Source organism: Streptomyces sp. NPDC002588, assembly GCF_040295925.1.
Lineage (GTDB): Bacteria > Actinomycetota > Actinomycetes > Streptomycetales > Streptomycetaceae > Streptomyces.
Genome location: NZ_JBEOWF010000059.1, coordinates 1 through 22525, shown reverse-complemented (window position 1 = coordinate 22525; position 22525 = coordinate 1). Strand labels below are relative to the sequence as shown.

General features: G+C 66.4%; 13 protein-coding genes and 1 pseudogene. 3 read left to right on the top strand and 11 right to left on the bottom strand.

Annotated elements, in window-relative coordinates; all coding sequences use genetic code 11:
- Positions 1–276 precede the first annotated feature (276 nt).
- The 3 genes from ABT057_RS43330 (at position 277) to ABT057_RS43320 (ending at position 4524) form a co-directional block, all read left to right on the top strand.
- Positions 277–2658, top strand: coding sequence for an ATP-binding protein (locus ABT057_RS43330; RefSeq protein WP_352349812.1), 2382 nt, complete (start codon positions 277–279; stop codon positions 2656–2658).
- A gap of 203 nt (positions 2659–2861) precedes the next feature.
- A complete protein-coding gene (locus ABT057_RS43325) occupies positions 2862–3086 on the top strand; it encodes a hypothetical protein (RefSeq protein WP_352349810.1) in 225 nt (74 codons plus the stop codon).
- A gap of 349 nt (positions 3087–3435) precedes the next feature.
- Entirely contained in the window at positions 3436–4524 is a 1089-nt protein-coding gene (locus tag ABT057_RS43320; RefSeq protein WP_352349808.1) for a hypothetical protein, read from the top strand.
- Between the two features lie 345 nt (positions 4525–4869).
- On the opposite strand, the gene ABT057_RS43315 is transcribed toward ABT057_RS43320, so the two are convergent.
- From ABT057_RS43315 to ABT057_RS43265, 11 genes and pseudogenes are all read right to left on the bottom strand, one after another.
- Positions 4870–10053: an NACHT domain-containing protein gene (locus ABT057_RS43315; RefSeq protein WP_352349806.1), complete on the bottom strand. Its 5184-nt coding sequence runs from the start codon at positions 10051–10053 to the stop codon at positions 4870–4872.
- A 187-nt stretch (positions 10054–10240) separates the two neighbouring features.
- Positions 10241–11614 (bottom strand): AlbA family DNA-binding domain-containing protein, encoded by a 1374-nt coding sequence (locus tag ABT057_RS43310; RefSeq protein WP_352349804.1) that lies wholly within the window; start codon positions 11612–11614, stop codon positions 10241–10243.
- Between the two features lie 293 nt (positions 11615–11907).
- A complete protein-coding gene (locus tag ABT057_RS43305; protein WP_352349802.1) occupies positions 11908–12306 on the bottom strand; it encodes a hypothetical protein in 399 nt (132 codons plus the stop codon).
- The gene (locus tag ABT057_RS43300; protein ID WP_352349800.1) at positions 12303–13157 is read right to left on the bottom strand and encodes an IS5 family transposase; all 855 of its coding nucleotides are present in this window, start codon (positions 13155–13157) and stop codon (positions 12303–12305) included. Before ABT057_RS43300 ends, ABT057_RS43305 begins: the two co-directional genes overlap by 4 nt.
- A gap of 142 nt (positions 13158–13299) precedes the next feature.
- On the bottom strand, positions 13300–13596 hold the full coding sequence (locus ABT057_RS43295; protein ID WP_352349798.1) for a hypothetical protein: 297 nt from the start codon (positions 13594–13596) through the stop codon (positions 13300–13302).
- A 126-nt stretch (positions 13597–13722) separates the two neighbouring features.
- Entirely contained in the window at positions 13723–13998 is a 276-nt protein-coding gene (locus ABT057_RS43290; RefSeq protein ID WP_352349796.1) for a hypothetical protein, read from the bottom strand.
- 575 nt (positions 13999–14573) lie between these two features.
- Positions 14574–15290, bottom strand: a complete 717-nt coding sequence (locus ABT057_RS43285; RefSeq protein WP_352349794.1) for a ParA family protein — start codon at positions 15288–15290, stop codon at positions 14574–14576.
- A 178-nt stretch (positions 15291–15468) separates the two neighbouring features.
- On the bottom strand, positions 15469–15999 hold the full coding sequence (locus ABT057_RS43280; RefSeq protein ID WP_352349792.1) for a helix-turn-helix domain-containing protein: 531 nt from the start codon (positions 15997–15999) through the stop codon (positions 15469–15471).
- Between the two features lie 41 nt (positions 16000–16040).
- On the bottom strand, positions 16041–17516 hold the full coding sequence (locus ABT057_RS43275; RefSeq protein ID WP_352349790.1) for a helix-turn-helix domain-containing protein: 1476 nt from the start codon (positions 17514–17516) through the stop codon (positions 16041–16043).
- A gap of 831 nt (positions 17517–18347) precedes the next feature.
- Positions 18348–19574, bottom strand: coding sequence for a ricin-type beta-trefoil lectin domain protein (locus ABT057_RS43270; protein ID WP_352349788.1), 1227 nt, complete (start codon positions 19572–19574; stop codon positions 18348–18350).
- 83 nt (positions 19575–19657) lie between these two features.
- Positions 19658–22525: pseudogene (locus ABT057_RS43265) on the bottom strand (hypothetical protein); the annotation flags it as partial.

Here is a 22525-nt window from a genome sequence, read left to right as displayed (position 1 = left end):
GGCGGCAGGTGCTGCTGTTGAAAGCATGGTGCATGCTCGCCGGGCGTGCCCGCCGCGGGGCTCTGAGCGGAGCGCATCCATGTAACACCGAAATCGCCGCATGCTACCGGCGACATTGCGTCAACTTGTCATGTTTCAGGACTCGTTGGAAGGCGCCGATCCTACGATGCTGGCTCGTTCCTGAAGCGCCGCAAGAGGCGTGAGGCGTCAAGCACCCGGTAGTTTCCCCTGGTTCTAGGACCGCGGGATTCGATTGCTGCGCAGAGGAAGGCATGGATGCCCAGCGGAATCTGGCACCTGGAGCCCCGACGGATCCGCCCCTGGTACGAGCGCGCCGTGTCGGCGTCGATCGAGCATCCGGAGATCCGGGCGTACCTGGACCTGGACCGGCCGCAGGTCACTGAGGAACACCTGCGGCGGGCCTTCGACCAGCCCCGGATCATCTCCGAGGTTCTGCGGGCGAGTCCCGTCTACTCCGATGTGCGCAGGCGGACGGCCCGTGCGGACGACTTTCGCCGACGGTTTCTGGCCGTGCATGAGCGCTGCCGTGCCACGCCCTTCTTGTCACTTGTGCTTCTGGTGGCCCTCGCATATTGGATGGCCGACGCAGCCATCGGGGTGCCATGGTGGGTGGGGGGAGTGGTCCTCATCTGGCCGGTTGGGTACTGCGGCGTCCGGGAGTTCCGGGAATCGGACAACCGGAGCAACTTCGTTGCGCAGATGCAGACAGCCGCGTATGGCGTGGTGTGGGCCGTCTGCGCGGTCGACACCGAGACGCGCCTGGCTTGGTGGGCGCTCGTCAAGCTGAAGCGGACGATGGACCCGATCATGCGGCGCGAGATGACCGCGCTGCTCGGGCCGGATCACGAGTCCCTGCTCGTGGCCCGCAGCCATGACGGTCTCATCGACGCTGGCAACCCCCGCTACTGGATATCGACACCGGTCGAGCTCGCGCTACAGCGCAAGCTCGACCAGATGAGCGGCGGGGCGATCGCGATCTGCGGCCCGCGGGGCGTCGGCAAGAGCACACTGCTGAATAAGGCCTGCCAGGGGCTGCTCGGCCGGTGGCCCGAACCGCACTTCCACACCATCGTCCAGACGCCGGCCAACTACCGGCCCGAGGAATTCCTACTCTCCCTGTTCCAGGCGGTGTGCCGCGACTACCTCGCACTGTACGGCCGCCGGCCACGCACCCCGTTCTTGTTCCGCTCACGGGCGCGCGCTGTGCACGGGCCCCGCCGCCTTTACCACTCGGCGCGCCGGTGGGCGCAACTTCTGTCCGGGATCGGCCTGGTGGTCCTGGCGATCCAGAAGGAAGTCCGCGATCTCGCCGACAGCGTCTACCAATCCGCCCATCCCGCCGCCACGGGCTGGGCAGCGAACCTGCGGGACTGGGCGCTGGCCGCGTGGCACGGGCACCCCTCGGTCACCCGCCTGGTACTGATCGCGGTGGGAGCGCTCCTGGTATGGCGTGCGGATCCAAAGAGTTGGCTCACCGGGCGGCCGGTGAGGCGCCTCGTGCACGACTGCCACAACTACCTGAGTCTCTTGCAGCACATCCAGTCCGTCAGCGCCTCAACCTCGCTCGGCGCCTCGGGCCGTGCGCTCACCCTGGGGATCGGCCGCACCAGCGGCAGCAGCTCGCGCACCTTCACTTACCCGGAGTTGGTCTGGGAGTTCCGCAGCCTGCTGTCACGCATCAGCGCCATCGAGCGCAAAGACAACTGGAAGGTCTTCATCGGCATCGACGAACTCGACCGTCTGGGCTCGAGCGAGCAGGCACGTGCGTTCCTCGCCGAGATCAAAGCCATTTTCGACGTACCGCGCGTATATTTCGTCCTGTCGGTGTCGGAAGACATCGGTGCGGCCTTCATCCGCCGCGGACTGCCTACCCGCGACGTCACCGACAGCTCCCTGGAAGACGTCCTGGTCATCGAGGCGCGCACCCTGGAGGAGTCCAGAGCGTTGCTGCAGATGCGGGTCCCCGGCTTCACCGATCCCTTCGTCGCCCTCGTCCACGCACTGTCCGGCGGGCTCCCGCGCGACCTCATCCGCTACACCCGCAAGGTGACAGAGACCCACCGGCGCACCAGACAGCCCGGATTGGCGGCACTAGCCCGTGACGTGCTGTGGGAGGAGGCCGCGCAGGCACTGTCCGGGTTTCGCGCGCTGTTGGCCCACCACGACGACTCCGCCGCCTCCGCGCAGACCGTGCACGACCTGCACACCCTGATAACCCTGATCCGCGGGGCCGACTCCACCCACGCCAACCCCGAACTCGAGCAGCGCATCCTACAGCTGGCCCACGCAGTGCACCCTCCCCACGCCGAAGGCACCGATTCCGTCGGCGAATCCGCCCAGCGCTGGGAGGAGTTCTCCTGCTATCTCTACTTCATCGGCACCTTGCTCGAGGTATTCGCGCGACGCAACTTCGCTGCCCGTAAAGCCGCCTATACCGGCCCCGGGAAGGCCTCCGCCGACCTTCAGCGACTCGCCGAAGCTCGCTTGGAGATGACCGTATCCCCGCACAGCGCCCGCAAGATCCTGGAAAAATTCCGCGCGCACTGGGCGCTGCGCCCCGCCACCCTGCCACGGATCGTGCAGCAGCCCGGTCCGGGCACTGACCGCAGCCGAGATGCTGTGCGGGGCCGTTCCTGACGGCGAATCTACTGAAAGACCTTTCAGGACTCGACGGTTCATTGAGGATCCGGCGGGCGTTGGTCTACTGAGGTCTGATGCGTGATGTCGCTGGGTCGACGCCTTGAACTGCGAAGAGGAGGACCCGTCCCGCGGGATCATGCGAAGATCGCCAGTGGCACCTGGTTGAACTGTCGGTCGCCGAGGGCTTTCCCGACAACAACATGCCGGGCGGACCCGACATCGAAGTCCTGGCCAATAGTGCCCGCTGCTCGTTCGCCGGGGGCGGCACCGTGACGCTGGCGGGACAGCGCCTGAACTACGGCTGCGACAACGGCGGTTACCTGTACAGCTACCCAAACAAGTCGGCCGCCGTGTGGACCATCTCCTACGCCGCCCCCGGCAGTGGGGCCAGCGTCTCCACGCCGATCACCACCGTCTACGAGTAGCACGCTGTTGGCCACGCCGTTAGTAAGCTGATCCTGCTCCGGTGACCATCCGCGACCGCTCCGCAAGCTCTAAATCAGACCCAAAGCTCGGCGACCGCCGACACGAAGCGTACTTCACGATGTAATTGGCTATACCTGTTCGTGGGCTCACGTTGTCACGAGAAGCGAGGGGGTACTCGTGGATCTTTGGGCTGACTTCACCACCGCCCGCCAAAGACGACTACAGGCCGAATCCGAAGCGGAGGGTGCGCGCCTCGTATATGTCTGGGCCAGTAGAATAGTTGACCTGAACTATGGTGAACTATGCCAAGTGCGTGAGCAGGCACTGGAGGCCCGAAGGGGCCTCGCGATGCCTATCTGGAGCATTGAGCGTCGACAGATCATCATCGGTGCCATACTTATAGGTGTGTGCTTCGCTATCTTGGCAGGTCAACTTTGGCTATTCAACGCGAAGCCTCCGGGGGAAATTCCAAAGAACCTGATTCCACGCCCTCCTCATGGTGGCCTGCAAGTATCCGTCGTTGAGCAGGCACTGTTCCTCTTCATCGCGCTGTGCCTCGCCCATCTGATAGTGCGGCCGAGGATAGTGTTGGGGTTCTATCGAAGGTTGATTTCTCCTGATTCCTCGCAAAATCCAGTGGTCACATACGCCTATATTCTGCATGTCGCCGCAGTGCTGGTCGGTACTCCGTGGATGCTCTTAACTATCACCCGCGCCCCGCATCCTTGGGCTGCGGGATGGATAATCTTTTTCAGCGTGAATATTGCTGTTGTAATAGTGGCGAGGCCGATCGAGAGATCCCTCTATATAATTGTGTTCGGAATTTGCCGCCCTCCCTGGCAACGACCTCACGACATAGTTATCTGGTACCTCTTCATATGCACCGTCAGTCTCGATGAGAGCATATCCACATGGGTGGACGACGTTCGCTCAAACCGTCAAATTCTCGCTTACGCCGCAAGAGCCGTTGAGCGCGATCGCCTTCCACTGCGTGTTGCCGATAGGTTCGAGTTCGCGCTACGCCGCGAGATCCGTAGTGACCAACTTCGCATTGCCGCCACGATTCGCGCTCACGGTGTCGCCCTGGCCTCGGTCCGAAACCAGGCCGCCTATCAGCACATATGCGATTCCATGCGAGCGGGACTGCTCGCTGCGGTGGATCATAATTGGGAAACCTTGCTTGCGACAGCGCCCGAAGTGACGGTAGGCACGCGGCTGTTCAGATACTTACGTCGACTCGCGCCAAGCTTGGGTCTGATCCTGTTCGCGGTCGGTATTCCCTTCCTGCCCGGAGTCGATCCTCCCCTCGGTAATAGTCTTCGGCTCTTATTGTTCAGCACCGCACTTCTTGCGCTCATGCCAATCGGAGACGCGGCATCAACAACGATCAAGGACGCCCTAGGCAAGGCGCTCGCCCCCACGAGTAAAGAGCGATGAAGGCACTTCCTGGTCGTTCGGTCGTGACGCTCCGAGACCGCTCCACAAGATCCGGGCCAGAGCCCAAAAGAAGACGCCCTAGCCAAACCGGGCGGGTCGCGAGAGGGCTTGCGCGACCTTGGGGTCGTGCTCGCCCGAAGCGCCGAGTGGAGGTGTAGAAACGCTTGAGGCGATGGGAGCGTCCCCTGGGATGACCAGGCTAGATGGATGGCCTGCCCACTCGCGGCTTTTCCACGGGCGTCGTTTGCGGGTGCCGATTCGGGTCCGGTCATTGGCATCGCAGGCTCGGCCGTTTGAATCACTTCCGTATGCAGAGCCACTGCCCGCGGGATTTCCGGGAGGCCATCAGTGTGCTGCGAGGTCGAGCACGGCTAGGCAGAGTGGACCCTCGTGGTAGGTGAAGGGGTTGTGCACCACGGTGTCGGGTGATGCGGATGCGAGGATGCGGGCGGTTGTTGCCCTCTCTGTCTGCGGCAAGGCGCCCGCTTCACGAAGTACCACGGCAAAGAGGTATCTGCGTTGCAACGGTTGCAACTCCGGGTGTGCATCAGCAATCGGGTCCCAGGGAGCCGCCATTATGGGACTGGCATCACGAATTTCTGCAGGATTGCTGAGAGCACCTTTGAATGCCTCGATAGCTTCCGGGTCCACGCGGAGCCGCCGCATCAGTGGTCTGGTGAACATGGGTAGGTGCTCACCTGAGATGCCCAAACGGAATCGAGTGTGAGCGCGGATCGCAAGGGCTGGCAGATCCTGCGGCGGGGCTGTGCCAAACGCGATAGCCAATGAACTGCCCCATTCGCGGGGTTCGCGAGATTCGGGATCTGTTGTGAACCATGTTTCCAGGTCCCGGAGGGCGAAAATGGACAAGCTGTCAGACGGAAAGAGCTGTGAGTGGGCTGCTAGCCCGTCACTCACATCAACACGTTCTGACCGGGTGACGATCGACTCTTCGGTAAGGACTGCCTTGAACACCTCATCGGACACGGTCCAGCTGTCGCGGTCCAGCACAGAGTCGAGTAGGTGCTCAGATTGCCCGATCTTGGTCACGACCGCGCGCAGGACTCCTTCGTCGCCCCTGTTCTCCTCTTTGGCCCACAAGAGGAAATGCTCATCTTGACGCAGCGTAGCGTCACTGTCTGCCTCGTGGCGCAGCATCTCGACGATGGCGGGATAGCGGGTAGCAACTGTTGCGAGTGCTGAGATGACGTGTCGCCGCTGCTCGCATGCCGTTCGCTGACGACTATCGGACTTTCCGTTCAGTCGTTCGTAGATTTTTTCGCCGAAGTGGGCGCACAGCTGTTCCCAGTTCTCGGCGACTAGGTCCACAAGAATCTGATCCACGTCACCGCCGTAGAGAACATCGAGGGTGACGCCGGGCGCACCGGAGTGCCCAATGGTTTCCCTGATGCCGTCAATCAGCGTGGGGTCACCGAGCATTAGCATGCCGATCCATGCCAGTTGACGGCGCTCTTCGAGTTGGGGGCCGTAGGCGCACAGCTCGTCCCTGATCTCATCGCGTAGCCATTCCATCTCGGACGTCAGCGTGTCGGAGCCTGCCAGGTCATTGTGAGCCTGCTGGTGACGCTTGATCACTTGGACGAGCCCGATGAACGCCGTACGGCGGACCTCGCTGTCCGGCTCGTTCTTCCATTCCGCCATGACGTGGATGAGTTCGGCAGCGGACAGTGAGCTGCGCGCAAGTTCGAACACCAGGACTTCGCGCAGTTCTGCATTGATGTGCTTGAGCAAGGAGAGCGTCTTGTCGAGGATCTGGAGGGACGGGGCGTCGCTCCTGTTGCAGTAGGCCCTGAGAATGGCGACAGGAATGGTGTCCGCGATTCCCGAGCTGATGGGTCTTGTGTCGTGGATGAGCTTGTCGGCGAACTCCTGCACGGCTGGCTGATCAGGCCAGGCGTTGATGACCGCAGGGACGTGCCACATCAAGGGGTGAGGGCTCACTGCTGTGCACGAGGCTGCCAGTTCGGCTGGATCGTAGCTCGCAAGCACCGCCCGTGCGGCTTCAGCCTCCGCATCTTCGTCTTGGACGGCGTGTTCGAACTTCTTCCAGGCTTTGGCTACTGCCTCGGCTACGACAACGTGCTCCTCGGACCAGTCACCTGTGGTCGGCTGGCGCAGCAGGGACACCAGGACGGCGAAGCCCTCCTGAGGACCGAGCACGTCTACGGCTACGCCGGCCATGGGTGCCGCTTGATCGAAGTCGCCCCGGAGCCTGGTGGTGAGGGCAGTGCGAACCTGCTCGTCGTCTCCGTAGCGCTCGACCAGTGTGCTGGCCGCGGCGTAGGGCCGGTGGGCGTCCAGACCACGCAACAGCACGGTTTGAGCGTCGGCGGGTGGAAGCACGGTGGCCAGACTGGCCACACGGTAAGGCGTCACACTCCCCAATTCGGTGTCCACGTACGGGCGGAGAGCTTCAGCGAATCCCGGGTCGTCGCGCCACTGCTGGGGAATCATTCCGGCGTCGTACAAGATCAGCCCGTGCTCTTCCGGGGCGGAAAACTGTGCGGCCACCCAGGCCTTGAAGCGGCTGTCATCGGCGAAGGCGCTGCAAGCCAGGAACCACGCAAGACCACGGTTGCCGCCATTGCGTCCGTTCGTCTTCAAGGTTGTCAGCGCGAACTCGGCTGCCTGTGCATTCCCGGTCGCTGCGATCTTGACGAGGTCCGCCGCAGGCCACGGAGCTGAGTGAAGGTCTTCTCTGTACAGCAGGGACAGCAGCCAGTCTCGCTCCACTGGCCGGTACAGCGCGGCGTCACCTGACGTGGTGCCGCGCTGCAGGGAGTGCAGAGCGACCAGTCGGAGCGGCTTGGATGGCTGATGCCGCGCCCAGTCGACCAGGCGTGTGGTCTCGGGCGCGTCGGGCCAGCCGTCGCCGAGGGCGAGGAGGGCAGCGGCCTGGGTCGCCGAGGACGGTCCGGTTTCGGTGAACGCCAGCAGCTGGTCCAACACGTGACGCTGGCCGCTGAATCGGTGTGCGATGGCTGCTGCCGCGTTGACCTTCACGTGGTCGTCTGGGTGTCGAATGCCCCAGAGGAGGTATTCGGCCGCACTGGCGTCGTCGATGCCGAGATCGCGCAGCGCCCACATGGTCGGCGACGGATCGGGACGGGGCGCCGTGAGCCACCGTTTCATGACCGGAAGCAGGTGCGTGCGTGTCCCATGGTTCGCAAGCGCGCCGGCGAGCGCGGTGATGAGGTTCGCGCGATGACGTAGAGAGGGATGGACCTCTACCCGTTCGACGAGCTGTTTGATGTAACTGGTCTGCGCTTTCGGGGTGAGTTTGACGCCGGCGGAGAGCGCCTCGGCGAGCATCTCGTACCCGTCGATGTCCGTCCATCGTTGGTCGCTTGTGTTGAGGGCCGCAGCCAGCAGTGGTTGCGTTGTATGAGAGCTGACCTGCGCGGTCAGCAGCGCCAGGAGTACGTCGCGCCAGGCCGGATCTTGTACGGACCGCTGTACGACCGTGATCTGCTCTTCGGCGGGGCGCGTGGCCAGGTATTGGCCGGCCAGATGGTCGAGTACCACGCGGTGCAGGAAGCCGAAGGAGCCGGCGCCGTGCGAAACGATCAGTCCGAACTCGTCTTCCGCCATGGCAAGGACTGCATCGGCGATTCTGCGGGCCTCGGGCAGCTGATAGCCGAGGACTTCGTCGTCGGTCATCGACTCGACGATGAGCCTGCGCATCTCATTCTTGGTGACAGTGCCGGCGGGGTCCTTGATACGGAGGCGATAGGCCACGGCGGCGAACAGCGTGTTCACCTCGGTACTCGGCAACGCAGCTCCCCGCGCGTGTGAAGCGCGCTGTCGCATCTGCGGATGCTTTTCGATGAGAAGTTCGACGAGTCGGGCGTAGATCTTGAACCGTTGGCGTGGGAGAGGCTCGCCCTGCCACGTCGTGGCCAGCAGCGTGAGGAAGAGGGGGGATCTGGAGAGTTCGGCGAGTTCCGGGATGACTTCAAGTTGGTCGAGGAACGCCTCGACTCCGGCTCTCCACACGGGAGTGAAGCCTGCTGCGTCTTCCGGTTGTGCGGCTGGCCCGAGGACCCCGGCTGCGATCGTCTGGCGCTGCTGGTTTGTCAGAGGTGTGATCTCGGCTCGTGCCCACGGACGCAGCCAGTTGAGCCGGTCGACCGCGTACGGGCGTGTGGAGAGGATGGCTGAGGCCGTCGTTCGGCCGAGGAACGCTTCGAGGATTCCGAGGGCGTGTTCGGCTGTGCTGACGTCGCTCCACTCGTCGATGCCGTCGACGAGCAGTAGCAGGCGATCGTCCCGCAGCGCGCGCTCGACCAGCGGCCATAGACGGGAGGCGCTCTGCGATTTCAGCCAGGCTTCGGCAGCCGAGACGAGCGAGTTTTCCGTCGATTCTTCGAGGTGGCAGCACAGGAACCCGAACGGCAGCCAGATGGGCAGGTCTGTGCCGTGTCGTCTCTGCAGCGCGAGAGACTGCGGCTGGGCCGAGAGAAGGTCTGCTGTGATGAATCGCAGCAGGCTGGACTTTCCCGCTCCCGGACGGCCGATGAGTAGCCGGTACTTGCCGCTGGCCAGCCACTCGTCGGCAGCCACGGTGCCGACGGTGGCTGGTCCTGTCTGGTCGCTGTGTCTGAGCAATTGGTGGGCGGATCTGAACGACTGCCGATGGGCGCTGAGCCGCGAGGAAAGGTGGGTATGGCCGTTGGCGGGGTTCTCTGCCACACGTTGCTCTTCGACGGCAGACTCAGGCTGCTCGGCGTCGATGAGGTCGGGCCGTTGACGGCTTGGATCGACGTCCAGGATGACGAAGGGGCTGTCTCGCTCCGCGTTTTCGACTGGGTGGACTCCGCCTTGGGCGGAGAAGACGGCGTGGTAGAGGTCCCGCAACTCTGCGCGAAGTTCTCTGATGTCCTGGTGAGGCAGGTTGTGCGCAAGGCGTTGGGCTGCGTCCGGGCCGCAGAAGCGCTCCACCCAGGGGCGGCCGAAGAAGTCATCGACGATGCGAGGCTGGTCCTTGAGCAGACTGGAGACCTCCTGCGCACCCCACGGAACGAAGGTGATCTTGAGTTTGGCCAGCCGTTCGGTCTGCTTGCGGATCGCAGTGTCCAGCTTGGTGTCCTGCAGATCGAATGAGGTGGCGAAGTGGAACATCGCCGTCTTGTCCGCCCATTCGCCCGTCAGGAGGTCGTCGACGGCCTTCCCAATCTTGCCCGCGGTCAGCGTCCTGACCCGCCGGGATTGCAGAGTGATGTAGTCCCGGCCACCGGATTCACCCTCAGCCAGGTCGAGCGGAAGCCGAGCGTAGGCATCGATCCCGGCTTGGGCTTGGCCCGGGACACCGAAGAGTTTGGCGTACTGGACCGGCCGCACAGTGTGAAGCAGCCTGAGGAACAGACGCTCGGCGTCGGGCCAGTGCAGATCGCCAATGGGCAGCACCTGCGCCCTGGTGTCGATAGGCGGCGCCGGCAGCGGACCCGTGGGGGCAGACCACAGAAGCGCTTCGGTATGGTCTCCGACACCTGCCTCGTTGGTCGCCATCATATCCGTCCTTCGCTGCTACAGGCCTCGGTTCCCGTTGCCAGATTATGATCTCGTAGATCTGTGGTGGGCACTGCCCGTAGGCCACGATCCACTCGTCTTCATGACCCGCAGAGTGACCGGCGCAGCCACCTGGAACTGATGCGGAACCTGGCCCGGGGTCAAGCGCTATCCAGGAACCGAACGCTTACACGACCGGGATGCCGCGTGTGTGCGCCCAGGAGGTGATGGCGTCGCGCAGTTCGATGTGCCAGGCAGAGGCGCGGATCTCACCGGCCTGGGTAAGGGGGTGTGCCTCCGGAATGCCGAAGGTGTGGAAGATCTGGTCGGCGAGCGGTGACGAGGCCTGGACGAGTCCGACTCGTGCGTCTGCGAGGTCGTCGATGAGGGCCGTGATATCAGCCTGGGCGTAGACAGCGGTGCGCGTACCTTGTGGAAAGGGTGCGGGGGACGCCACGGTCATCGGGTAGGCGCGCTCGCGTGGCGTCCGTCCGACTACAGGCTCTGGGGGCGTGTAGGGGTGGGAGTACATTTCATCCACGAAGTCGACTTCAATGGCTGCTGTTCCGGTAGTGCCGCACCGGTCGCGTGCATGGCTGGCCAGGAAAGCCAGGGCCGACATCAGCCGGTGGACGAGCAGGCCTGCCTCGACAAAACGCACCCGCTCATCGACATCCTCATCCCGGTCAACCCATGTTTCGATGGGCTGGGCCCAGATGCCCGATCCATCGTCGTAGAGCTGCGCGAGGTCGCTGCGGGAGTGTGCTCGCGGAGAATCCAGAACCAGCTTATGAGCCCCTACGCTGACCTGCTGGAACAGCCGTTTGTCCAGGCCCAGGAGGGGCTGAGTGGCCTGAAGAGCCTGCTTGTAGTCGGTGAATGACTCCTGATTGATCCGCATCCTGCCTGGCACATCCGGGACGAGCGTGACGAGAAGATGAGGCTTGTCGCGTTTGCGTTCAGCGGTCACCAGGTCTTGCTCGATATCCCGCATCCGTTGCCTTCGGTCGGCCGCGGCGGAAAAGCGTTGGTGGTATGCGCTCGCGACGTACGTCTCGGTGAGCCAGTCGGTCTTGGTACCGGCACGGCGCGGATACCGCAGCGTTGTGGTGGAGGGCTTCGTCGGGGCGATCGTGATGGCATGCGGTGCTTGCGAGCTTGGTGGAATGGCAATGAGGAGGAGGCCGTGGCCGGGATTGGCCGGGTTCTCCTTGCGAAGTGGTTCCCACCGGATGGGGGGCGCAGTAGTCGAGGCGATGCGCTGCTGAAGGTCACGCAGATGCTGGTCCCCCAGGTCGACGTCGAAGGCCCGGGACGGGACGCCGCCGTGCTCGACCATGCCGATGACGACCACGCCGCCGAGGTGGTTGGCGAAGGAGGCGACGTCTTTGGCCAGCTCCTCGCGGCTCTTGGGGTCTGTAGAGTAATGCTGCTGCTTGTAGTCAAGGTCCTCTGCTTCGGCCGCTTCCTGCTTGCCGATTAGGCCGACGATCTCGGCGTAGTTAACGCTGTCGAGGGCACCGCCGAACAGTTCTTCAAGTCGGCGTGAACGAAAGGCCATGCAGGCACTGTAGAGCGGCGGCGCGAGCATCCTTCCCAAGCTTCACGATCAACATCGGCGAAGCCTTTCAAGCCGGTGATGCGTTTGCTCGGTAGCCTGCCTTGCCCGTGACTGTCGACGTCGTTGTGGGTCCGCCGCGTGCGCAAAGTCTGCCGGTTCGCGTCCCTACTGACCGTCGACCGCGACGGCCCAGCCTTGGAACACCTGGTGACGTCGGCGGTCGCGGGAGCAAGAGATGCCCCGCCGGTCCGAAAGGGCGGCGGGGGTGTCGACCGATGGCCTTTCAGTGGACGTTAAGTCCGTTTCTGGTAGCGACCTCGTCCGGGTTGGGTGAGGAAGCCTTGGCGGACGAGTCGTCCGAGACGAGCACGGGTGACGTTGACCGATGCCTCGTCGGTGGGCATGCCGAGGAGTTCGTGCAGCTCACGGGCTCGGAATTCCTGGTCGGGGTGCTGGTTGAAGGCGTTCACGATGGCCTGGTAGGCGGTGTTCGTCTCGGGCGGTGCGGGTTCCCCTCCAGCCGGTGCGAGTTCGGCGATGACCTTCCTGGTGATAGCCAGCTCCGCGAGTCGCGCTTCGGTCTCGGCCAGGGCGGCGGTCAACTGCTCGATCTGGTCGCGTAGTTCACCGGCCCGGGCCGCGCTCTCGTCGTGCTGGACCTGGAGGCTGTCCAGGAGCTCGATGACGTTCACGCGGCCAGTTCGAGGGTGTCGCGCCAGGCCGGGCTCGGTGTGGTGAGGCGGCGGGTCATGTTCGCGATCGAGGCCCAGTAGACCCGCGAGGCGGACGTGTCGGGCCGGTGGTCGTACTCGCGGGCCAGCCTGCGGTGCAGCATCAACGTGCCGTTGACCTGCTCCACGATCCACCTCTTCGGTTGCGGGACGAAGCCTTTGCCCTGGTCGGCCGGGTTGCGGCGGACGACCTCGACGTCGATGTCCAACAACGCGCCATGGATGAGGACTTCGTCCTTGAAGCCCTGGTCCACCAGGGCCTTCTCCAGACGCATCCCGCACCGCTCGGCAGCCTGATCGAGCAGGGCGGTGCCGGCCGTGTTGTCGTGGGCGGATGCGGCCAGCACCACGACGCCGATGATCAGCCCCAGCACGTCGACAGCCAGTCCCCGCTTGCGGCCCGACACCTTCTTGTTGGCGTCCAGTCCCGTCGTGGTCTTCGGGACACCCGCGGCCGCGCGCACGGACTGGGTATCGAGGATCACGAGGGACGGGTCCTCTAATCGCCGGGCCTTCTCCCGTACCTGGCAGCGCAGGAGTTCGGAGATCCGCTGGTCAAGGCCGTCCTGGCGCCACAGGCCGAAGTAGTAGAACACCGCCGACCAGGCTGGCAGGTCATGGGGCAGGTAGCGCCACTGGCAGCCCGTCCGGTTCTGGTAGAAGATCGCGTTCACGACCTCCCGCAGATCGCAGGACCCGGGATCTCCGGTCGCTGACCGTGCCACCCGGTCCTGTTTCCAGGCCGTGATCATCGGCTCGATCAACGCCCACTGCTCGTCCGCTAAGTCGCTGGGGTACGGCTCTCGCTCCATGCCCGCATCTCAGCATGCACATGCCCAGCGGATGGCCTGCCCGACGATCAGTACCTCGATCGAGCGATCACGAACCGAGGAAGATCGGACTTAACGTCCACTCAGTAAGAGTCGATTGTCCAGCCTGCTCATGATGTGTCTGTCACGGTGGCTTGGCGTCCGGCGGGTAGCCCTTGGCGCGTAGGAAAGCATCAAGAGCAAGCGCGACGATGTCGCCGTGCTGCACACCATGGTCCGCGTGGTACCGGCGGATGCGTCGCTGTAGTTGGAGAGCGTCGGGGACGGCGTAGTTGATCTGCCCACGACTCGTATGGCGGCCACTGATGACCTCCAATGTGTCGGGATGCGGCGCCAACGGGTCGTCGGTCAGGTCGGATTGCGCGTCGAGCACGTCGGCCAGTTCACGCAGCTGACGGGCGTGGAGTGAGAGATCGGGCATGGGTGACTCCGGTCAGGTCCACTAGTCGACTAGCTAGCCGCCTAGTCGACTAGTGGAATAGTCAGTGGGACGGGTGTCCGCGAACGAAACATGGGTTCGCGGACACCCTGGGAGATGAACGTGGTGTCAGAAGCCGCGGGCGGTGAGCCACTCGTCGAGTGCGACGGAGACGATGTCGCCGATGGGTAGGTGGTCGAGTTCGTTGTCGAGCGCGAAGCGCTTGATGCGCTTCTTCAGTTTCAGCGCGGCGGGGACCGAGGAGTCGAGGCTCTCGCGCGTGATGATGCGCTGGTTGAGGATCACCGCCGTCTCGGGGATGTCCTTGGGGCGGCCGGGGCCGTGAGCCCACGGCGTTCCCGCGCTGGGCGCTGCCTCGGGTCGCCGGTACTGTTCCTGCTGCATCCCCGGCTCCTCGGTCCTTACCGGGAACGCGGTACCGCCTGCGACCGGAGGGACGGCAGGGCGAACTGCCACCTCGGCGGCGGGGGGCGCGCCAGCAGTCGTGGACGCGGCGGGAGACGGAACATGCTGTGGAGCAGGTGCGGCCGGTTGCGTGGCATGGACTGCAGGTGCTCCAGGCACGGCAGCTGGGACCGCAGGCGTCACCTGCTGCCTACCGGGCCCTGCCTCGGGGGCGGCAGCGTCCAGGCCGACCGGCTGACTGGCGGTCGGCTCCGGCACGGAGCCGCTCGGCGCCTGGGCAGTCGGCTGGGCGTAGACCTGTGTCACTTCGGGCACGGCCTCGGTTCGGTCCCGTGCCGAGGCCTCTGTGGGAGTGACGCGAGGTGCGGGTTGAGCCTGCGGCGCGCTGGCAGAGAGATGTCCATCGTCCCGGGTGACGGCCTGTTCGGCGGCGAACTGCTCGGGCGTGAGTTCGGCGGCCGGGGGAGGGGGCGGTGGGGTCGTCTTCTTTGCCCCGCCCAGGGCGCGACCGCCGGTGCGGCGGGCCGGGGGCTTCGGCCTGTCGTTCTTCTCGGTCATGCCTGGGTCAGCTCCTTCATCAGGTTGGCGTACTCGCTCAGTTCGGTGGGGATCTCGCCGAAGGCCTCCATGTAGTGCACCCAGGAGTGGATGGTGGTCTCGGCGAGCGGGAACGGCTCGTCGCGGTCCGGGCCGATGCCCTCGCCCTCGGCGGGTTCCAGCAGTTGCTCCTTCGCGCGGCCGGGCAGGCTGGTGCGGTCGTCGGCCTTGACCATGACCACGTGGGCGGTGACGCCCTGCTCGTTGCGGGCGGCGGCGCGTTCGGCCTCGTCGAAGGTGGCCACGAGCTTGCGGCGTTCGATCTTGGTGGGGGCGACCGGGACGAGCAGCAGGTTCGCCTCGGTGACGGCCTCGTGGAAGATGCGGGCGCTGCCGCCGCCGGCGTCGACGACGATCGCGCCGAACTCGGCCCGCTTGGCCCGGATGTACTCGGCGATGTCGTCGAACGGGTACCGCTCGACGACCAGGTTGGCGGGGATCTCGAAGCCGGCGGCCTGGGCGACCCTGAACCAGTCGTAGGCGGACTGGCTGGTGGCGTCCGCGTCCAGCAGCAGGGTGGGCAGGTCGAGGACGACGGCGTGGTAGAGGGCGATGAACCAGGCGGAGGTGGTCTTGCCGGTGCCGCCCTTGAGCATGCCGACGACGATGACGAAGGCGTCCCAGGCGCTGGCCGCAGTAGCGGCCAGGGTCTTGGTACGGGCGTTCTCACTCACGTGTGCTGATCTCCTGAATCGGGAAAGGTGCGTTGACTTGGGCGCGCCGGCGAGATTGTCGACGAGCGGGGGCGGTTGATTGCCGACGAAGGAGGAGCCCGAGCAGCGATGCATCCGGGATGACGCGCCATCGGTCCCCTGAACTGCCTGGCCCGGCTGGGGACGCCTTCGGGTCCGCTCAAGACTGCTCCTTCTTCCGGGTACGAGCCGGGCCGTGGTTGTGCTTGGGGCGCATGCGGGTGCCTGCTTGGCGCAGGAGCCGGTAGACGCTGCCGATGGAGTAGCTGCACTCTGCGGCGAGGTCTGGCACGGTGGCGCCGGCCTCGTACCGCGCCCGTAGGGATGCCGCGAGCTTCATGCGCCGTGCTGTATTGGCTGCGGAGCGGATGCGGAGTGCCTGCTGGGTGGTGCGGGGCGTGCCCCCGGCCTCGATCAGCAGCCGCCGCGCGGCACGTCGCGTCACGGACCCCGCCTCGGCCAACTCCGAGATTGTGGCGCCCTGTTGCTCGTAGAGTCGGCGCAGGTGAGCCGCGAGATTGCGGCGGGCTTGCCCGTCGCGCATCCTGCGCGTCTGCCACGAGGTGCGCATCACGGTCCCTGCCTCGCGCAGACGGTTGAGAACCGTCCCGTACGACAGGCCACTGCTCGCTACGAGTTCGTCGACCGTGGCACCGGCCTCGTACTGAGCGCGCAAGGCTTCCGGGGTCACAGGTTTCCCCTTGGTGGGAGAGGCCGGAGGGTGTTGTGGGGTCATGCGGCGGAGTTCCATTCCCTGAGCGCTTCGGTATGGGCGGCGGCCAGTTCGTCGTAACTGCGCTGGTCAGTAGGGGTGATGAGGATCAAGTGGCCGTCGGTGGCGACCCGCCAGTCGGGTGCGGCGCGGCCGGTGGCCGGGTCGAGGACCCGCCCATCGGAGGTGTGCCAGGCGGGCGGGATTTCGTCGGGACGTGGCGCGGGGATCAGGACCTGGTGGCCGTCGCGGACGATCACCACGGCCTTGCTGCGGTGCTCCGCGAGCCGGTCCAACGCCTCGCGGTACGCGGTGCGTTGGGCCGCGTGCAGGGCCTTGCGCTGGGCAGCGAGTCCCCTGGTGTCGTGCCGCTCTGCCACCGCGTCCCAGCCTTGTGCCAGCACGGCGTCGAGTCCGGGAACGGGAGCCGGGAGGCTGCTGCCGAGACCCTCCAGCGCACGCGGCGCGAGAGCCCAGGTCTCACCGGTGTGATGGGCAAGGCCGTGCTCGGCGAGGCGTCGCAGGGTCCGGTAGGTGGTGGCGCGAGAGACCGATGAGCTGCCGACGAGCTCGGTAACGGTCTGGTGGGGGCGCTGGTGCAGAGCGCTGATGATCATGAGGGCGGCGCTGCCCAGGCCGTGGTGGGCGAAGGCGTCGTGGCCCATCAGCCGGGCGAGGACGGTGGAGTCGATGTCGGCCGTCGTGGCCGTCTCAGGGGTGGTCCACTCCTCAAGTGCCGGGTCGGGGGGGTACTGAGTGGTCCGGAAACGAGACGGCAGCACGTTCAGGTACCAAGTGGAGCCCTCACGGCTGTGACCGACCCGCAGGCGGCGCAGCCAGCCCTGCGGCTTGAGGACGTTCTCGTAGACGGCCCGCAGGGTCGTCCGCGAGATGCCTGCCTCTTCGGCGGTCTGGCGTTCGCTGGCGTGGTGCAGGGGTCCGCCGGCGATCTCGGCGAAGTTCAGATGGGCCCGCAGGACCCGCAGCGCGGTGCGCCCTCGCTCCCCGCGCCAGGGCGTCGTCTCGATGCGGTCGCGCAGCGCGGCGAGAACCTCGTGCGCCTCGTGTCGAGAGCCCAGCGTCCTGCTGGTGCTGACCGCTTCCGAGGCTCTGGACCACACCCGGCGGATGTAGTGGAGCGCACGCGACTCGCCCGAGCGCAGCGCGATACTCCGGGCGTGCCGCCCGCCCTCATGATCCGGGTGCAGCAGGAGCTGTGTCAGCTGGTCGAAGGTGCCGCCGATACGGGCCACGTGGCAGGCGATGGCCGCGGTGATCCGGTGCCCGTGCTCGGCGGCGCCCTGGCGCTCCCCGCGCAGCACCACGGCCCGGCCGTCGGAGGCGATCCTGCTGTAACTACCGGCGGCGTAGCGGCCGGTGAGGTCCCCGAGGAGAACGAGATCGGAAACAACCGGAGGCAGGTGTGAGAGGCCCGAGGGGCCGGACGGGTGAGAGTGCCGCTGCTGGGGGTTCGTCGGGTGGGTGCTGTGTGGCACGGTGGGTCGTCTCGCAAAGACGTGGACGCCACCCAGGCCCGCTAAAACCACGGGTGGTGTCCGGGACCGACCTCCAATCGGTGCCGGCCAAGGCCTCCAGGACGGCCATCCTGGAGGCCTTCGCGCGTCTGGCCCCGAGTGGAGGCAGGCGTCCCCATCGCAGCTCGACCGGGGTGAGCCAGAGTCCCGTCAGAGTTGCCCACCCGTGATCCACACCGTCCAACTCGGGTCCCTCAAAGGGAAGTTGCAGAGGTCGCTGCCTCTGACTGCCTCTGAGCGACCCGGGTCGAACCGGGGTCGAATCAGAGTGTTTTCCTCTGACTGCCTCCGCTCGCCTCTGCAACCCGTCCTAGCAGGTCACAGCCTCATCGCCCCACATAAGTGCAGGTCAGAAAGATGCGCTAGCTGTACCACTGGTTCCTGGCGAAGGTGGTCGTGTGGGGCATGGGGTTCCCGTCCCTGTCGGCGGGGCGTCGTCGCCCCGCGTGCCGTGGTTGGAGCCAGCGTCCTGACGCCGGCGGTGGCTCCGCAAGGCGACTTCTGCCAGACGGAAGAGCTTCCGCAAAGATGCTGGTCAGACGCTGTTCTGTCAGGCCGTGGTCACCAGAGCAGAGGGCCGAGTGGTGGAGCTGTCCGCTTCACGCTTGAGGTGGCCGCAGAGGGCGACAGCGAGTGTGCCCATTCGCCACGTGGCGCTAATCGTCAGAATAGGTTCTTCGCAGCTGGTGGTGCGCGCCTTTCGTGATCACGGCCGGGGGGGATGCCTCCAGGCGGGACACCTGGTGGACGACGGCGGCTGGGCGGTCGTCCCGCATGGTCTTCACCGTGCTGTCAGCGTTTGCTCCACTTCTGGTTGTCCTGGCCGTTGCAGGTCCACAGCTGCAGCCGTGTGCCGTTGGCGGTCCCGTTGTCCTTCACGTCGACGCACTTGCCGATCGCCGTGTTGACCAGGTCGTGCGACGAGTTGACCTTGAACTTCTGGGCCCAGCCCCCGTTGCACTTGGCGAGCTGGATCACGGCCCCGTTGGCGGTCGAGGCCCATGCGATGTCCATGCACAGGCCCATGGAACGGGCGGTTCCGTCGGACCGGAAGTCCCACTTCTGCCAGTTGTTCCCGTTGCAGTCCCAGATCTCCAGCGGGGATCCGTCCTTGCCCTTGTCGCCCACGATGTCGACGCACCGGCCGCCGCTGGCATGGCTGTAGACCAGAACTCCGGCGGCCACCTGCGTGGTCGTGCTGCTGGAGGTGCCGGACTGCGCTGTGCCGCCACTGCTGGAGGACGAGGACGAGGTGGACGACGAGGACTTGGCGGGGGGCTTCGACGAGGTGCCGCTCGCCGCCTTGTCGTCTGTCGTCGAGGAGGAAGTGCCCGACGTGGAGTCCTCCTTCGTCGATCCGCTCCCGCCGGAGCCGGACGAGCCCCCGGCCGCGCCGGATCCCGACGCGTCCGACTGCTTGCCGTCCGCCGTATGCGCCTCTGGGGAGCCCGAGTTGGGCTTGCCCGCCACGGGAGTGGCCGACTCGAAGGCGCCGGGGGCGCCGTCGAAGGGATCCTTCAGGACGGAGTCCGCGGTGCTGCCGGAACCACCGGCCCGGACGCCGCCGCCGTCGTCGCGGGTGCTGATCAGGAAGGGGACGGACACCAGCAGGGCGCCCGCTATGGCGGCGGCCGCCAGGATGGTGCGCGGCGGCCGGCCGGGCTGCCCCTCCCGTGCGGCGTCCGCGCCGGAGCCGTCCCCGGAGGTGACGGTGGCCACCTCGGCGTCCGCCCCCTGGGCCTGGGCGGCGCCTTCGGCGGAGGCGGTGCCGTCCGCGCCTTCGGAACCGGGGGCGGCCTCGGCGGAGCCCGGCACCGCTTCCGCCTCCTCCGACTCCGACTCCGTTTCCGGCTTTGCGCTGCCGGCAGGTCTGCCGACCGGCTCACCACCCGGTTCGATGCCTGGCGCGGTGACCGCGGCGGCCGGCTCCGAGGTTCCGTCCGGCGTGGTGGCGGCCGCCGTGGCGGCCTCGCCCTCGGAACCCTGCGGGGACCCGGCTGTGTGCGGTGCGGTGGTCAAGACGTCCTCCTGGCGAAGCAGCTGTGGGGGTGGCGGGGTCCAGCGGTTCCCGTGGTGTGCTGGGGGGTCGCACGGGCCATGTCTCAGGTCTCCTGCGCGGGTTGAGGCGGCACGGGTTGAGGCGACACGGGTGGTGAGGGCGTCGAATACCGCACGCCGTCGAAGACGATCCGGATCGGTTCACCGGTTCCGTCCCCTTGGCTGTGCTCGACGCCGTCCTGGCCGACGATCACGACGTTCCGGCCGGAGGCCGCCGCCGTCAGTGCGGCCAGTGTCTCCGGATAGGAGCCGGGCGCGGCCCGGTTGACGAGCAGTCGGATCCGCTGCCCGATGTCCAACTGCGCCGCGGACACGGAGATCCGACCGCCCAGAAGGCTCGCCTCGGCCGCCTGGCCCGGTCCGAGGACGACGCCCAGTGCGTGCATCTCGTCCAGGTCGGCCGTGTCCGCACCGGTGGGCAGACCGGGGATCGGGGGCGCACCGTCGGCCTCGAGGGCCGAAATGCGTTCGGACAGCCAGCGGTTGAGGGCGTCACGGCCTTCGCCGTCCTGCGCGGGGGCGGACTGCGGGCTCACCTCCCGCAACAACGCTGCCGAGAACGACTCCTCGGGCGAAGGCGCAACGGTGTCAGCGGCCGTGACCTGAACGGTGTTGGCGGTAAGGCCTCTTGGCGGGTTGGGCCGGGAGCCCGGGTCGGGCCATCGGGCCGGTGTGCGCGCGAGGGATCCCGTCGGCATCTCGACCGACGAGGTGGTGCCCCGGAGGTCGTTCACGTCGGCCGCGAGCCCGGCCAGGCGTCCGGCGGCGACCTTCTGCGCGCGGGCCGCGGTGCGCTGCCGTTCGCGCGCGGAGTCGAGCAACTCCCGCAGTTCGTCGGCACGTCGGCCCGCCTCCTCCAGGGCCTTCTCCGCGGCGTACCTGCGTGCCCGAGCGGCCTTGGCCAGTTCGTTCTGCTGAGCCTCGTGCCCGGTCGGCTCCGTGCCGGGAGACTCATTGGTCTTGCGCAGCCGTTCGAGCGACCGCCGGGCCTGGCGGTCACGGAGCTCCTCGTTCCGGGTGGCCGACCCGCCGGACGACCCCTGGTCGGCCACGGGGGCCCGGGCCGACACGTCCTGGGAGGTGGCGGCGGTGACGGCCAGCTGGGGTGGGGTGTTGGTGCCGTGGTAGACGATGCGCGCGCCTTCGCCCAGCGCGAGGAACTCGTTCTCGTCCTCGCGCAGGAAGAGCGAGTGCTCCGACCAGGCCTCTCCATCGAAGGAGGCCCGGCTCTGGAGGTAGGTGCCGAACACATGGTGCAGCGGCACTTCCTGGGAGGTCACCCAGAAGGGGCCGAGCGTGGCCTTGTTCTCGTCGCCTTCCGCTTTCGTGGGGTCCTTGTACGGCCCCATGAGGCTGTACGACTCCGCCGGGCCGCGCTTCATGTGTACGGAGCTGCCCTCCGCAGGCATGGTCTCGTTGTTGTACTGAGCGAGCAGCTTTCGCTCTTCCAGACGGATCAGCTGGACGACCCCCCGCTGCGGGTCGACGTTCGGCATGCTCACCCGGTTCAACATCTCGTAGGTGAACGCGTGTTGAGCGGCCATGCTGCGGACGTACTCCGAGGAGAACATGGTCACCGGGAATTCCCTGCCCTGCTCGTTCTCCCACACGCCGCTGCGGACGAGGTTGCCCTCCCTGCTGAGGGTGGACATGTGATAGCCCTCGGCGGCCCGCGGGGGGCGGAAGTGACTGACCATCACCTTGAAGTACTGCGAACTGGGGTGGATGGAACCAGCTCCCTGACCGATCGCCCAGTCGGCAAGCCAGTAGCTGTCCCCGTCGTTCTCCTTCAGCCAGGAGTGGAACCGGGAGGACACTCCGTTCTCACCGCGCAGGGATCCGCCCACCTGGCGGTCCGCCGGCAGGGCGGGATCGGTGGGATCCGTGAGCGCCCACGGAACGCCGAGGCTGCTGTCCGGCTCCAGCCGTGCGGGAAGGTCGGCCAGCAGGTCGCTCTCCCCGAGGAGCATCTGCATCCGCAGGAACTCGGTGCGGTACTCCGGGAGCCATCCGTCCGTCTCCAGCAGGGCGTTCGTCTTCAGGAGACGCGCCGCGGCCTCCTTCTCCATCGGGGAGGCGTCGGCGTCGGCGACGACGCTCTCGGCGCGCTGCGCTATGAGCGTCAGGTACTGACCTGTCGCCACCATCCTCTGGTCGTAGGCGTTCACCCCCTCGTACGGATCCGTCCAGTCGGCGATTGCCCGGTTCTCCGGATAGAGCACGGGGAACGTCTTGCCGTCGCCCAAGGTGATCACGCCGAAGGCAGGCAGCTCGGGAGCGTTCGACCAGAGTGTCGCTGCGGTGAAGGGACCGGTCGGCAGGGAGTCGGGCGAGAGCGCGGCCGGCGGCGGAGACGTGCTCGGCTGGGTGTCTGCCTCGTCGTCTGGTGTGGGCTCCGGTGAGGGGGGCGTCTGGGCGGGCGTCTGTGCGGCGACGGGTGGTGGGGCGGTCCAGGTGAAGTGGGGGGTGGTGGATGTGGTGGCTGGGGTGGGCGCGGGTGCGTCCCAGTCGGATTCGTCGGAGTCGGCTGCGTTTGAGTCGTCGTCGGAGTCGTTGCGCTGGAGTCTGTTCGGCATCGCCCACATGCGGGCGGCGACGGTGTCGGTCTCCGGGCGATCGGTGTTGTCGTCGGCTGGGCCGAGGGGTTCGGAGACGGGGTCGACCCATTTGTGGGAGCGGGGGGTGGGGGTGGTGGCGTCGTGGGCCTGCCGCCAGCTTCCGTCGGCGGTTTGTAGGGGGGTGTCGCCGATGAGGGTGGCGAGGAGGTGGAGGTGGCGTTCGCGGAGGTGGCCTTGGGGGAGGGCGTCGGGTGCGGGTTGGTGGTAGTTGCCGAGGAGGCTGCCGGTGATGTCGGGGCGGTGGGGGGTGGTGTCGTCCTGGTATTCGTCGCGGAGGCCGAGTTGGTGGCCGAG

Bases quoted from the DNA above. Each gene is read 5' to 3' on its own strand.
- ABT057_RS43330 (WP_352349812.1), top strand. From the start codon at position 277: ATGCCCAGCGGAATCTGGCACCTGGAGCCCCGACGGATCCGCCCCTGG.
- ABT057_RS43325 (WP_352349810.1), top strand. From the start codon at position 2,862: ATGCCGGGCGGACCCGACATCGAAGTCCTGGCCAATAGTGCCCGCTGC.
- ABT057_RS43320 (WP_352349808.1), top strand. From the start codon at position 3,436: ATGCCTATCTGGAGCATTGAGCGTCGACAGATCATCATCGGTGCCATA.
- ABT057_RS43315 (WP_352349806.1), bottom strand. From the start codon at position 10,053: ATGGCGACCAACGAGGCAGGTGTCGGAGACCATACCGAAGCGCTTCTG.
- ABT057_RS43310 (WP_352349804.1), bottom strand. From the start codon at position 11,614: ATGGCCTTTCGTTCACGCCGACTTGAAGAACTGTTCGGCGGTGCCCTC.
- ABT057_RS43300 (WP_352349800.1), bottom strand. From the start codon at position 13,157: ATGGAGCGAGAGCCGTACCCCAGCGACTTAGCGGACGAGCAGTGGGCG.
- ABT057_RS43295 (WP_352349798.1), bottom strand. From the start codon at position 13,596: ATGCCCGATCTCTCACTCCACGCCCGTCAGCTGCGTGAACTGGCCGAC.
- ABT057_RS43290 (WP_352349796.1), bottom strand. From the start codon at position 13,998: ATGCAGCAGGAACAGTACCGGCGACCCGAGGCAGCGCCCAGCGCGGGA.